The following is a 13,611-nucleotide window of genomic DNA, read 5'->3' as shown; positions in this document are numbered from 1 at the left end:
CATGGCACTCAAGGAAACGCCTTCGCAAACCGTCGGCCCGTACTTCGCCTACGGCCTGTGTCCGCAGCAATACGACTTCGATCTGAAGAGCCTCTTCACAGCCGACGTGGTCGGGCCTGAAACGCCGGGCGAGCACATCACGCTGATGGGCCGCGTGATCGACGGCGACGGCAACGCCGTGTTCGATGCGATGCTCGAGTTTTCGCAGGTCGACGCGAAGGGCCGCTATCCGGCTTCGCGCGAGGCAATTGCGAAAGACGGCTTCCGCGGTTTTGCACGCGTGGGCACGGGCACGGACGCGCAGCGCCGCTTCATCGTGCACACGGTGAAGCCGGGCGTCGAGAACGCCGGCGAAGCGCCGCATCTGAACGTAATCGTGATGATGCGCGGGATGCTCACGCACACATTCACGCGCATCTACTTCGAAGACGAAGCCGCCGCCAACGCGCAGGACCCGGTGCTCTCCGCCGTACCGGCGGCACGCCGCGACACGCTCATCGCGCGCCGCAGCGAGCAGGCCGGCAGCATCGTCTACACGTTCGACATCCGCATGCAGGGCGAACAGGAAACGGTGTTCTTCGATCTGTAATGCATCAACGGGTATGCGCGCCGAATCGCGCGGACTTTCACGGGGCTTTCATGAACCGGCCCTATGATCGTGCCGCTGCGATCTGATCGCGGAACTCCGAGCTGTACCTTGCGAAGCCTGCCATGCGCAGGCTTCTTTTTTGCAGCGCGCTTGCGGCACTTGCGGCGCTCGCCCGCTTGCCGCGTGTTCAGCCAAGCGGCCGCACGCCAATGAGCACGCCGTGCAGCCAGAAGGCGAATACGGCCCACGCTACGAGCCCGACGACAATCACAATCACGTCGCGCGACGCCTGCCCCTCGGGATAGACGACCCCGGCCTCGCGATCGCGCCGGTTCTCTCCCCTAAGCTCGAACAATGCCCAGACGAGGAAAACCGCGAAGAGAATGATGTCGTTGAGCGTGCCGTTCGCGAGCAGATGCGCGAACGCCCAAAGCGCGACGCCGCTCACGAAGGGCTGACCGAGCGCGCGCTTGAAGTGATTACCCGGCACATAGGCCGCGACGATCATGATGAAGGCAATGGCGGTAAGGAGCGCCGTGACATGCGCCATCCAGAACGGCGGCAGCCAGACCGGCACGGGGTAGCGACGCGACAGACCGTAGCCATAGACGATCAGCACGAAGCCCAGAATGGAAAGCAGCGCAAACGCGCCTCGCCAGGCACGTGGACCGAAGCGCTCGATCTGCGCGGCGCGCCAGGGCGCCGCCATGATGCGGATCGAATGGACACCAATGAAAATCACGAGGCCCAGCACGAGTATCACCATGACAACCTCCCTGCCGCAGCAAGAACGGAATGGGCGAGATTGTCGCGCAGCTTGGTCGCGTGGCCAACCGGAGTTTTGAAAAAACTGACTAATAACGCGCGCGCAAATGCCGACAAAGACAATGCGTAAATCATTGCGCGCCTAAACCGGCACGGCACATTAGCGAGCGCAATTAATACCCGGCTCGCACCGAAAGGCAATTTAAAACTATGCTGAATAATACTGGGCGCCGCGCCGATGCGCGGGCTTTGCGGCATGCGCCGCGGACTGTCTGGCGGTCGAACGGCAACCCCGGCACGCATTCACGCACCGTCATGGCTCTAGCAGCGAAAATGCTCGATATCCTGTCCCGCGTGCTTATAGCGCAACAGCCAGGACGGCATATCGCCCTCGCCATTCCACGTATTCCCGTAAGCGTCGCGGTACTTGGGTATTTTTTCGCTTTCGGCAATAGACGCTTCAAGCTCTTCGAACGTAATGCCGTACTCTTCCATGCGGCGTCGAATCCACACGATGAGCCGTTCGCGCGCCTCTCCATCGAGGTCGAACATCGATTAATTCCTCTCGCTTCGTCTGGGGCAAGGCACCGATACAACGATCGGCAAAGAATCGTCTTTCCTGAAAAGACAAAGGCTTCGCGAACAGACTGCGAAGCCTTGCTGCACTGATGAGGTGGCCTGGGTGTGGAGCCCGCGACCGGTTCGGAGGGGATCTGCAGTCCGCTGCTCCGCTCTCAGGTGACGCCGCTACAGGTGAGCGAACGTTTGCTGCAAGCGGAACCCATGATACCTTGCGCGCGCGGCACAGATCAAGCGGTTTCAAGGCGGAGCGGGCCTTTGCGGCCCGCTCCGTTTTTCAGCGCGAACCCGCTGCGCCGGATGCGCGCCGCTCTGGTGCAGGTTTGCCTTCGGCGCCGTTCGCGTCGCCCTGGCCGCGCGCGAGCACGGGCGCGAGCGCCGCGCCGGTATGGCTCGCCTTGACCTTCGCGAGCGCTTCGGGTTCGGCAGCGGCGACGATCGTGCCGCCGCCCACGCCGCCTTCGGGCCCGAGGTCGATGATCCAGTCGGCCTCTGCGATCACGTCGAGGTCGTGCTCGATCACGACGACGCTATGCCCCGCGTCCGCGAGCCGGTGCAGCACGCTGATGAGGCGCGCCACGTCGGCCATGTGCAGGCCGACGGTGGGCTCGTCGAGCACGTAGAGCGTGTGCGGCGCCTTCTGCCCGCGGCGCGTGATGTCGTCGCGCACCTTGGAAAGCTCGGTCACGAGCTTGATGCGCTGCGCCTCGCCGCCCGAGAGCGTGGGCGAAGGCTGGCCGAGCGTGAGGTAACCGAGACCCACGTCCTTCATCAATTGCAGCGGGTGCGAAATACTCGTGATCGAGCCGAAGAACTCCACCGCCTCGTCGATTTCCATCGTCAGCACTTCGCCGATATTCCGGCCGCGCCACGTCACCGCCAGCGTTTCCGGATTGAAGCGCTGGCCGTGGCACACGTCGCACGGCACCTTCACGTCGGGCAGGAAGCTCATGCCGATGGTACGTACGCCCTGGCCCTCGCACGCGGGGCAGCGTCCGTCGCCGGTATTGAACGAGAAGCGCGACGCGCTATAGCCGCGGGCGCGCGCCTCGAGCGTATCGGCGAAAAGGCGGCGGATCGCATCCCACACGCCGATATAGGTCGCGGGGCACGAGCGCGGCGTTTTTCCGATCGGCGTCTGGTCCACTTCGAGCACGCGGTCGATGCTCTCCCATCCGCTAATCGAATCGCAGCCCTGCCACGTATGCGAAACCTCGAGCTTCGGTTTGGCACTCGTGCGCGCGAGCACGCTCGAACGGCGCTCCGCCGCGCTCGGCGCTTTCTCCTTCACCGCCTTGCGCGCGCGGCGCTCGGCAGGCGAGGACAGCACCGAACGCCCCACGGCGTCGAGCAGATTGGAAAGCAGCACGTCGCGCGCGAGTGTGGACTTGCCCGACCCGCTCACGCCCGTAATCGCCACGAGGCGGCCAAGCGGAATCTGCGCCGTTACGTTGCGCAGGTTGTGCAGCTTGCCGCCGTGCACGGTCAGCCATTGCCCCGGCACCGCTTCACGCCCGGCGCGCGCGGGACGCACTTCACGTCGCGGCTGCAGCGGATGCTGGATCGGCTGCGCAAGATAGCGGCCCGTGAGCGAATCGGCCTGCGCCGCGAGGTCGGCGACACTGCCTTGCGCCACCACGCGGCCGCCGCGTTTGCCCGCGCTCGGGCCGATGTCGATGATGTGATCGGCGCGCCGGATCGTGTCCTCGTCGTGTTCGACCACGACGAGCGTGTTGCCCTTCTCGCCGAGGCTGCGCAGCGCGTTCAGCAGGATCTGGTTGTCGCGCGGATGCAGGCCGATGGTCGGCTCGTCGAGCACGTAGCACACGCCCTGCAAGTTGCTGCCCAGTTGCGCCGCGAGACGAATGCGCTGCGCCTCGCCACCCGAGAGGCTCGGCGCAGCGCGATCGAGGCTCAGATAGCCGAGCCCCACTTCCTCCAGGAACTGCAGACGGCTGCGGATTTCGCTCACCACGTCGCGTGCGATTTGCGCATCGCGGCCGTTGAGCTTCAGCGTATCGATCCAGCGGCGCGTGTCCGCCACGGTCCACTGCGCGACGTCGACGATAGGATGCGCGTCGAACGTCACGGCGCGCGCCACGGGATTCAGGCGCGTGCCGCCGCAATCGTGGCACGGCTCGTCGACCATGCCTTTGGGCTCCTGCTCTTCCGAAGGCAAGGTTTGCTCGCGGCCACGGCCGTCTTCGGCGACGATCGTGTCGTCGTAGGCGGCGCGCTGCTCGCGCGTCAGCGCGAGGCCCGTGCCCACGCAGGTCGTGCACCAGCCGTGCTTGCTGTTGTACGAGAACATGCGCGGATCGAGTTCGGGATAGCTCGTGCCGCACACCGGGCACGCGCGCCGCGTGGACAGCACCTTCACCTCGCCGATGCTTGCCGTCGAACCGCCATTGCCCAGCACATGGTCGAGACCGTCGAGCGGCGCGAGCAAGTGCACGATGCCCTTACCGGCCTCGAGCGTCGTGGCGAGCATGGCGCGCAATTGCGCCTCGTTTTCCGGTTCGATCACGAGGTCGCCCACGGGCAGTTCGATCGTGTGTTCGCGGAAGCGGTCGAGTTTGGGCCACGGCGCGACCGGCACGAATTCGCCGTCCACGCGCAGATGCGTATTGCCGCGCGCCTTCGCCCACTTCGCGAGATCGGTGTAGACACCCTTGCGATTGACGACGAGCGGCGCGAGCAAACCGACATGCTGGCCGCGATGTTCGCGCAGCAACTGCGCGACGATCGCATCGACGCTTTGCGACGTTACGGGCGTGCCGTCATGCACGCAGTGCTGCACGCCGAGCTTCACGTACAGCAGACGCAGGAAGTGCCACACCTCCGAGGTCGTCGCGACGGTACTCTTGCGTCCACCGCGCGACAGACGCTGCTCGATCGCGACGGTCGGCGGAATCCCGTACACGGCATCGACTTCTGGACGGCCCGCGGGCTGCACGATCGAGCGCGCGTAGGCATTGAGCGATTCGAGGTAGCGCCGCTGGCCTTCGTGAAAGAGGATGTCGAACGCGAGCGTGGACTTGCCCGAGCCCGACACGCCCGTAATGACGTTGAAGCGGCCATGCGGGATATCGACGTCGAGCGCCTTGAGGTTGTGCTCGCGCGCGTTCACGATGCGCACGACGTCCTCGCCCTGCACCTCGCGGCGCGCCTGCGCGACGCGCAATGCGGTCTGCAGCGCCACGCCCTCTTCTTCGGCAAGCAGTTCGACGCTGCTGCCAAGCGCCGCTTCGTAGCGTTCGAGCGCCACGCCCGTATGCGATCGCGGGCACGCGATCACGTCCTCGGGCGTGCCGACGCACACCACTTCGCCGCCCGCGTCGCCGCCTTCGGGGCCGAGATCGATCAGCCAGTCGGCGGCGCGGATCACGTCGAGGTTATGCTCGATCACGAGCAGCGAGTGACCGCCCGCGAGCAGCTTGCCGAAGGCGCGCATCAGCTTGGCGATATCGTCGAAGTGCAGGCCCGTGGTCGGCTCGTCGAACATGAAGAGCCGGCCGCCCGCTTCCTTGCCGCGCGACTGCGCGGTCTCCGCGAGATAGCCCGCGAGCTTGAGGCGCTGCGCCTCGCCGCCCGAGAGCGTGGGCACCGGCTGGCCGAGCTTCACGTATTCGAGGCCCACGTCCACGATAGGCTGGAGCACGCGCAATACTTCGGCATCCTCAGCGAAACATTGCACCGCTTCGCTCACCGTGAGGTCGAGCACGTCCGCCACGGAAAGCGAGCGGCCCGCACGCTCGATCTTCACTTCGAGCACTTCCGGGCGATAGCGGCTGCCGTCGCAATCGGGGCAGCGCAGGTACACGTCGCTCAGGAACTGCATTTCGATGTGCTCGAAGCCGGAGCCGCCGCAAGTCGGGCAGCGCCCTTCGCCCGAGTTGAAGCTGAACATGCCCGCCGTATAGCCGCGCTGCTTCGCGAGCGTCGCCTTGGCGAACAGCTTGCGGATCTCGTCGAACGCGCCCACGTAGCTGGCCGGATTCGAGCGTGCCGTCTTGCCGATCGGCGACTGGTCGACGAACACGGCGTCGCTGATCTGCTCCGCGCCGCTCAGCTTGCGGAACGTGCCCGGCGCTTCCGTCGCCTTGCCCAGATGCCGCGCGAGCGCGGGATACAGCACGTCCTGCACGAGCGTCGATTTGCCCGAGCCCGAGACACCCGTCACGCAAACGAGCCGCTGCAGCGGGATCTGCACGGTCACGTCGCGCAGGTTGTGCTCGCTCGCGCCTTCGAGCAGCAGATTCGGCGTGGACGCATCGACCGGGCGGCGCTCCCAGTGCGAAGCGTCGGCCACGGCGCGGTGACCGCCCAGATACTCGCCCGTCAACGTGCCCGAGGAGCGGATATCGTTCGGCGTGCCGTCGTAGACGATCGAACCGCCGCGCTCGCCGGGACCGGGGCCCATGTCGATGAGGCGGTCGGCCGCAAGCATCACGGAAGGATCGTGCTCGACCACGACGAGCGTGTTGCCCGCGTCGCGCAGACGCTGCATCGCTTCGACGATGCGGTTGAGGTCGCGCGGATGCAGGCCGATGCTCGGCTCGTCGAGCACAAACAGCGTTTTCGTGAGCGAGGTGCCGAGCGCCGTGGTCAGGTTGATACGCTGCACTTCGCCGCCTGACAGCGTGCGGCTCTGGCGGTCGAGCGTGAGATAGCCCAGACCCACGTCGCAGAGATACTTCAGGCGCGTGCGCACTTCCTCGAGCAGCAGCTTGAGCGCGTCGTCGAGCAATGCTGAGGAAAGCGAAAGATTGTCGAAGAAGCGGCGGATGCGCTCGATCGGCAGCAGCATCACGTCGTGCACGGTGAGGCCCGGCAGCGCTTCGAGCTGCGCACGCGTCCAGTCCACGCCGTGCGGCAGGAAGCGACCCGACGGCGCAAGGACTTCGTCCGCGTTTTGCTGCGTGCCGAGACGCCACTGCAAGGCCTCGGTTTTCAGGCGCGCGCCGCCGCAGGTTTCGCACGGCGTGTAGCTGCGGTACTTCGACAGCAGCACGCGAATGTGCATCTTGTAGGCCTTCGACTCCAGGTACTGGAAGAAGCGCTTCACGCCGTACCACTGCGTTTGCCAGCTCCCCTTCCAGTCCGGCGCGCCGTTGATGACCCAATCGCGCTGCGCCTGCGTCAGCTCGGACCATGCCGTATCGCGCGGAATGCCGGCTTTCGCGGCGTAACGCATCAGGTCGTCCTGACATTCCTTCCACGCCGGCGTTTGCAGCGGCTTGATCGCGCCGCCGCGCAGCGTCTTGCGCTCGTCGGGAATCACGAGCCCCCAGTCCACGCCGATCACGCGGCCAAAGCCGCGGCAGGCATCGCAGGCGCCGTAGGCCGAGTTGAACGAGAACAGCGCGGGTTGCGGATCGGCGTAGCGCAAATCGCTGTCCGGGCAATGCAGGCCGGTCGAGAAGCGCCAGATCTGCGGCTCGGCCGCAGTTTCAGCGTCGCCGCTCTCCAGCACGTAGATATTGACGCGCCCGCTGCCGCGCTTGAGCGAGGCTTCGATCGCCTCGATCGCGCGGCTCTTCTCCACGTTCTGCATGCGGAAACGGTCGGCGACCACGTCGAGCAGCTTGCGCGTGCCTTCAGCGGTCTTCACCTCGCGCTGCGCCTGCACGCGCGTATAGCCGCTCGCGGAAAGCCACTGCGCGACTTCTTCCTCGGTGGTCGTGTCGGGCAGCTCGACCGGGAACGTGACGACGAGACGCGGGTCGCCCACGGCCGTGCGCGCCATCAGTTCGGCGTAGATCGTCTCCGGCGTGTCGTGCCGCACGGGCTGCGCGGTGACGCGGTCGAACAGATTCGCGGCGCGCGCATACAGCAGCTTCAGGTGGTCGTTCAGCTCGGTCATCGTGCCGACCGTGGAGCGCGAACTCCGCACCGGGTTGGTCTGGTCGATGGCGATGGCGGGCGGCACGCCGTCCACGCGGTCGACCTGCGGCCGGTCCATGCGGTCGAGGAACTGGCGCGCGTAGGCGCTGAACGTTTCGACGTAGCGGCGCTGGCCTTCCGCGTAAAGCGTGTCGAAGACGAGACTCGACTTGCCCGAGCCCGAAGGCCCGGTGACGACCGTCATTTCGCCGGTGTGCAGGTCAAGGTCGAGGTTCTTGAGATTGTGCTGGCGGGCACCACGGATTCGGATAGATCGGTTTTCGCTCACTTGCGCTGGCATTCCGGCTGGGATCACACGCGTGGGGCCGGGCGGCGCGCGAATGGGGGCAACTGCGCGGCGCGGCCCGGAAACTTGCAGCGCGGCGCGCGCGGAAAATCGGCGCGCGGCCCTGGCTGTCAGGCTAGGATTCTACTGTATATTTATACAGGGCGCTGGATGGCCATCTGGCCGAGGATATGACGCCTGAAGGCCCGTATCTACGGGCCAGATCGCCCTACTTTGCTGCGGCACGCCACATGCCTTCGTACGCCGCCTCGACGCCGCGTGCGAAACGCTCGCCGTCCATCAGCGGCGAGCCTGTCATGCGCTCGCGCAGCGTTGCGCGCAGCTTCGCGAGACGCGGCATGTCGGTCGCGAGACTCACCGCCGTCTCCACGAACGCGTCGTCGGAGCCGGCGACCAGTTCGGCCAGGCCAAGGTTCGCCAGCTGGCTCAAGCCCGCGCGCCCCGCCACCGTCGGCCCGATGCGCGTGACGACGGGCACGCCCATCCACAGCGCGTCGAGCGACGTCGTATGGCCGTTGTACGGCATCGTATCGAGCCCGATATCGATCTCGTGATAGCTGCGCAGATAATCCGTTCGCGGCCTGAAAGGCAGGAAGCGCACACGCGCCGGGTCGATCCCGGCCTGCGCGAGCCGCTGCACGAGGCGGCGCCGCGCTTCGCCCTCTGCGGCCATCAGCACGAGGCGCGCCGCAGGCAAGCGGGCGAATAGACGGGCCCACAGATTCAGCGTCGTATCCGTGAGTTTGCAAGGGTTGTTCAGGCTGCCAAACGTGACGCATTCCGCGTTCGATGCCGGCAGCGCATTCACTTCAGGTTCCGAAGCAAGTGCGTCATAACACCAGAACGTGTGAGGCAAGCGCCACGACTTTTCGCTGTAGTGTCCGTCGTGCGCGGGCGGATCGAGCCAGGGATCGGTGAGCCGCCAGTCCATCGCGCGAATTCCGGTCGTGCCGGGATACGCGAGCCACGCAACTTGCACCGGCGCCGGCTTGCGCGCGAACAGCAGAGGCCGGCCATCGGACATGTGCATCGTCAGATCGACGAGGATATCGATGCCGTCCGCGCGGATCTGGTCCGCCAGCGCCGCATCGCTCAACGTGCGTACGTCGTGCCACTTTTCGACGTGCGCGGCGAGGCGTGCGGTCGTCGCATCGGGCCGCACCACGCTCGAATACACATGAATCTCGAAGCGAACGGGGTCGTGATGCGCAAAGAGCGGCGTCATGAATAACGCCTGGCAATGCTCACGAAAATCGCCTGATACGTAGCCGATCCGCAATCGCCTTCCAGTGGCGGGTTCGACACGCGCGTCCATGCGTTCCGCGCCGAGCGGCGCTTCGTGCTGCGCGGACCAGCGTCGCGCCTCATCGAGAATCACCTGTGGATCCGCGGCCTGAAACGATAACGCGTACAGCAGGTTACTGTGCGCGATAAGGTTGCCGGGTTCGCTTGCCACGGCCCGGCGAAAGCATTCGATGCCTTCGTCCAGATCCCCGCTGTCCTTGAGCACGTTGCCGAGATTGTTGAGCGTGGCCGAGCGCGATGGGTCGAGTGCGAGGGCCCGGCGCAAAAGCGCTTGCGCTTCGTCGAGGCTGCCGAGGGTGCGCAGCAGGTTGGCGGCATTGTTGAACGCATCGACGAAATCGGGCCGCGCGCGGATGGCCGCTTCGTACGCGGCCAGGGCTGCCCGATGCTCGCCGAGATCGCGGTAGACATTCCCGAGGTTATTGGCCGCTTCCGCGTGCGCGGGGTCGAGCGCGAGCGCGCGGCGATACTGCGCTTCGGCGTCGCGCAAACGGCCGCATGCCTGAAGCGCGACGCCGTAGTTGTACGCCGCGTGCACAATTTTCGGCTCGATGGCCACCGCGCGTTCGAGCAAGGGCAACGCTTCGTCCAGACGCGTCAGGCGGGTCAGCAGCACGCCGAGATTGATCATCGCGACGGCGGTGTCCGGTGCGGCCGCAAGCGCTGCGCGCAAACTTTCGAGCGCCTCCTCGTCCCGCCCCTCTTCCTGCAGTAGCGTGCCGAGGTTCGTCAACGCGTTGACATCACGCGGTTGCAAGGCCAGCGCGCGACGATAAGCCGCTTGAGCCTCACCGGAATCGCCGAGCAAACGCAGGCAATTGCCGAAGTTGTTCCAGATGTCGGCCCGATTCACTTCCCGCTCCAACGCCGCTCGCCACGCTTGCCCCGCCTCCCCATGCGCACCCTGCGCCTGCAAGGCCGAGCCGAGCCCGCACCAGAGATCGGCGGACGAAGCGTCGTCCGCGAGCAGGCCGCGATAGATCTGCGCCGCCTCGGCATGGCGCGCGGCCATGGCATAAGCCTGCCCCAACGCTTCGCGGCAGCGCCGCTCGCCGGGGTCGACGGCGAGCGCGCGCTGCAGCCAGCCGATCGCATCGGCCGGCGCGCCTTCCTGCAAGCCGATCACGCCAAGGCGAAACATCACACCCGCGTGCGTTGCATCGGCTGCAAGCAGTTGCGCGTACAACTGACGCGCGCGCGGCAGGTCACCCGCGAAATGGCTCTCGCTCGCGCGCTCGTAGAGGGACTCGTTGTGCATCGGGCTCACTGAATTCGTGCAACGGAGGCGTTACCAAACCTTACCCAATATTAACGGCAGTTTCTTTCGAAAACTTCTGCCCATCTTTATTACCAACCATTGACTGGACACGTTCATCGCACGCGAAAACCCTTTCCTTCAAACTTGAAAGGCAGGCGGACGTGCGGCGACACCGCGATGCGCAACGCATCCGGCCGCGCGCCGCCATTTCGCTTCGACAGGAGCCCGACGATGAGCAAGACGATGCAAGCCGCGGTAGTTCGCGCATTTGGCAAACCCCTCGTGCTGGAGGAGGTGGCCGTTCCCACCCCGGGACCCGGCGAGCTGCTCGTGAAAATCGAAGCGTGCGGCGTGTGCCACACGGACCTGCACGCCGCGCACGGCGACTGGCCCGTGAAGCCGCAGCCGCCGTTCATTCCCGGTCACGAAGGGGTGGGTTATGTCGTCGGTGTGGGCGCGGGCGTCACGCACGTGAAGGAAGGCGACCGCGTAGGCATTCCCTGGCTCTACTCGGCATGCGGCCATTGCGAGCATTGCCTCGGCGGTTGGGAAACGCTTTGCGAGCAGCAGCAGAACACCGGCTATTCGGTCAACGGCGGCTTCGCCCAGTACGCGAAAGCCGATGCAAATTACGTGGGCCTGCTGCCGAAAAATATCGATTTCATCGAAATCGCGCCTGTGCTTTGCGCGGGCGTCACGGTTTACAAGGGCCTGAAAGTCACCGACACGCGCCCCGGCAACTGGGTCGTGATTTCCGGCGTGGGCGGCCTCGGCCACATGGCAGTGCAATACGCACGTGCAATGGGGCTCAACGTCGCCGCTGTCGATGTCGACGATACGAAACTCGAACTGGCGAAACGCCTTGGCGCGGCCGTGACGGTCAACGCGAAAACGACCGATCCCGCTGCGTATCTGAAGAAGGAAATTGGCGGCGCGCACGGCGTGCTCGTCACCGCGGTCTCGCCGATTGCGTTTTCGCAGGCGCTCGGCATGGTGCGCCGGGGCGGCACGGTGTCGCTGAACGGCCTGCCGCCCGGCGACTTCCCGCTGCCGATCTTCGACATGGTGCTAAGCGGCGTGACGGTGCGCGGTTCGATCGTCGGCACGCGTCTCGACCTCGAAGAGTCGCTGATGTTCGCGCAGGAAGGCAAGGTCAAGGCGACCGTCTCCACCGACAAGCTGGAGAACATCAACGACGTGTTCGCGCGCATGGAGCGCGGCGCCATTGAAGGCCGCGTCGTGCTCGATATGGCTGGCTAAGCCGCGCACGGCGGCTCAAAGAAAAACGCCGGACAACGCTGCGAAGCGCTGTCCGGCGCCAGCCGGTCACAGTGACGAAAGCGGTGTCAGTCCGCGACGTCCACGCCCGTCAACGTCTTCACCTCGGGCGGCTGCGCCACCAACGCACCGATCTTCGCGCGGTACGCAGCATAGTGGGCGCTGTCGCGATGCGCCTGCACCGCGGCTTCATCGACATAGGCCTCGTAGAGGTAAAAGCCCGGCGCGCCGTCCACGCGGCGCAGCAGGTCGTAGCGCAGATTGCCCGGTTCCTTGCGCGTCTGCGTGACCATGTCGCGCGTCAGCGCTTCCACGTCGGCGACATGCTCGGGCTTCGGTGTGATGCTCGCGAACAGATAGACAGTCATCGGAATTCCCTCATCTTCAATCGTTTTGCCGACAGGCTAAATTCAGCCAACCTTGTAGCGCTCGAGCCAGTGTGCGTACGGTGCGGGCAAGGTCCACGCGGCGCGCTCGACGCCCAGTTCCTGGGCCGCGTAGTACGGCCAGTGCGGGTTGGCGAGATGCGCGCGCCCGACCATCACGACGTCGAGCTGCTCCTTCGCTACCGAGCGCTCCGCCAGTTCCGGCGTGCCGATGCCCCACGCCGACGACACCGGCAAACCGGTCGCGCGGCGCACCTTCTGAGCGATCGGCGCGAGGAACGCGGGCGCCCAAGGAATCTGCGCGGCGGGCGTCGAGAAACCGACGCTCACGCCCAGCATGTCTAGGCCTTCGCGCTTGAAACCCTTCGCCAGTTCGATCGATTCGGCGAGCGTTTCCTCGTCGCGGCCGTCGTATTCGATCACGCCAAAGCGCGCCGTCAGCGGCAGATGCTCCGGCCAGACCTTGCGCACCGCGGCCAGCGTTTCCAGCAGGAAACGGCTGCGGTTTTCGAGGCTGCCGCCATAGGCGTCGTCGCGGTGGTTCGAGTGCGTGGAGAAAAAGCTCTGGCCGAGATAGCCGTGCGCGAAGTGCAGTTCGAGCCATTCGAAGCCGGCTTCGAGCGCGCGTTTCGCCGCGGCCACGAAGTCCTCGCGCACGCGCGCGATGTCGTCGAGCGTCATCGCCTTCGGCACCTTCGGCAGATGCGCGCCGAACGCCGTTGCCGAGGGCGCGATGGTCTGCCAGCCGCGCGCGTCGCCTTCGGCAATGTGGTCGTCGCCTTCCCACGGACGGTTCGCGCTCGCCTTGCGGCCCGCGTGCGCAATCTGGATGCCGGGCACGGCGCCCGCCGCCTTGATCGCGGCGACGGTCGGCTTGAACGCCTCCATCTGCGCGTCGTTCCACAGGCCCGTGCAAGCCGGCGTGATGCGGCCTTCGGGCGAAACCGCCGTCGCCTCGACGATCACGAGGCCCGCGCCGCCGCGCGCGATCTGCGCGTAGTGGACGTGGTGCCAGTCGTTGATCACGCCGTCGACGGCCATGTACTGGCACATCGGCGGCACAGCGATGCGGTTGCGCAGCGTCACGCCCTTGAGCTTGAACGGTTCGAACAATGCGGACATCTACAACTCCTTTCTTGGCACAGGTCGCGCGTCGCGCGGCGCCTGGGCCGGTTGGCAAAAACGGGATTTCCTCGCGGCAACGCGCAGACGCGCACGCGCTACGAGCACGGCTCGCAGGGTTGCTGAAAGGAAATCG

Annotated in this window: 8 protein-coding genes; 2 read left to right on the top strand and 6 right to left on the bottom strand. The window is 65.8% G+C overall.

Annotation, left to right across the window (positions count from 1 at the left end):
• Position 1: 1 nt before the first annotated feature.
• Positions 2-589, top strand: a complete 588-nt coding sequence (gene pcaG / locus FAZ97_RS17110; protein WP_158759641.1) for a protocatechuate 3,4-dioxygenase subunit alpha — start codon at positions 2-4, stop codon at positions 587-589.
• 187 nt (positions 590-776) lie between these two features.
• On the opposite strand, the gene FAZ97_RS17105 is transcribed toward pcaG, so the two are convergent.
• From FAZ97_RS17105 to FAZ97_RS17090, 4 genes are all read right to left on the bottom strand, one after another.
• Positions 777-1,355 carry an NnrU family protein gene (locus FAZ97_RS17105; protein ID WP_158759640.1) on the bottom strand — a complete coding sequence of 193 codons (579 nt, stop codon included), beginning with the start codon at positions 1,353-1,355 and terminating at the stop codon, positions 777-779.
• Positions 1,356-1,675: 320 nt separating this feature from the next.
• A complete protein-coding gene (locus FAZ97_RS17100; protein ID WP_158759639.1) occupies positions 1,676-1,906 on the bottom strand; it encodes an H-NS histone family protein in 231 nt (76 codons plus the stop codon).
• A gap of 304 nt (positions 1,907-2,210) precedes the next feature.
• On the bottom strand, positions 2,211-8,108 hold the full coding sequence (uvrA, locus tag FAZ97_RS17095; protein ID WP_158759638.1) for an excinuclease ABC subunit UvrA: 5,898 nt from the start codon (positions 8,106-8,108) through the stop codon (positions 2,211-2,213).
• A gap of 226 nt (positions 8,109-8,334) precedes the next feature.
• Positions 8,335-10,689: a tetratricopeptide repeat protein gene (locus FAZ97_RS17090; RefSeq protein ID WP_158759637.1), complete on the bottom strand. Its 2,355-nt coding sequence runs from the start codon at positions 10,687-10,689 to the stop codon at positions 8,335-8,337.
• Between the two features lie 231 nt (positions 10,690-10,920).
• Between FAZ97_RS17090 and adhP the strand changes: the two genes are divergently transcribed.
• On the top strand, positions 10,921-11,949 hold the full coding sequence (gene adhP, locus FAZ97_RS17085) for an alcohol dehydrogenase AdhP (RefSeq protein ID WP_158759636.1): 1,029 nt from the start codon (positions 10,921-10,923) through the stop codon (positions 11,947-11,949).
• 86 nt (positions 11,950-12,035) lie between these two features.
• On the opposite strand, the gene FAZ97_RS17080 is transcribed toward adhP, so the two are convergent.
• The gene (locus FAZ97_RS17080; RefSeq protein ID WP_158759635.1) at positions 12,036-12,335 is read right to left on the bottom strand and encodes a putative quinol monooxygenase; all 300 of its coding nucleotides are present in this window, start codon (positions 12,333-12,335) and stop codon (positions 12,036-12,038) included.
• Positions 12,336-12,377: 42 nt separating this feature from the next.
• A complete protein-coding gene (locus tag FAZ97_RS17075) occupies positions 12,378-13,475 on the bottom strand; it encodes an NADH:flavin oxidoreductase/NADH oxidase (protein WP_158759634.1) in 1,098 nt (365 codons plus the stop codon).
• Between the last annotated feature and the right edge of the window lie 136 nt (positions 13,476-13,611).

The sequence above is a fragment of the Paraburkholderia acidiphila genome, assembly GCF_009789655.1.
In the GTDB taxonomy this organism is placed as follows: domain Bacteria; phylum Pseudomonadota; class Gammaproteobacteria; order Burkholderiales; family Burkholderiaceae; genus Paraburkholderia; species Paraburkholderia acidiphila.
This window is presented reverse-complemented; position numbering and strand designations above follow the sequence as displayed.

Bases quoted from the DNA above. Each gene is read 5' to 3' on its own strand.
- pcaG (WP_158759641.1), top strand. From the start codon at position 2: ATGGCACTCAAGGAAACGCCTTCGCAAACCGTCGGCCCGTACTTCGCC.
- FAZ97_RS17105 (WP_158759640.1), bottom strand. From the start codon at position 1,355: ATGGTGATACTCGTGCTGGGCCTCGTGATTTTCATTGGTGTCCATTCG.
- FAZ97_RS17100 (WP_158759639.1), bottom strand. From the start codon at position 1,906: ATGTTCGACCTCGATGGAGAGGCGCGCGAACGGCTCATCGTGTGGATT.
- FAZ97_RS17090 (WP_158759637.1), bottom strand. From the start codon at position 10,689: ATGCACAACGAGTCCCTCTACGAGCGCGCGAGCGAGAGCCATTTCGCG.
- adhP (WP_158759636.1), top strand. From the start codon at position 10,921: ATGAGCAAGACGATGCAAGCCGCGGTAGTTCGCGCATTTGGCAAACCC.
- FAZ97_RS17080 (WP_158759635.1), bottom strand. From the start codon at position 12,335: ATGACTGTCTATCTGTTCGCGAGCATCACACCGAAGCCCGAGCATGTC.
- FAZ97_RS17075 (WP_158759634.1), bottom strand. From the start codon at position 13,475: ATGTCCGCATTGTTCGAACCGTTCAAGCTCAAGGGCGTGACGCTGCGC.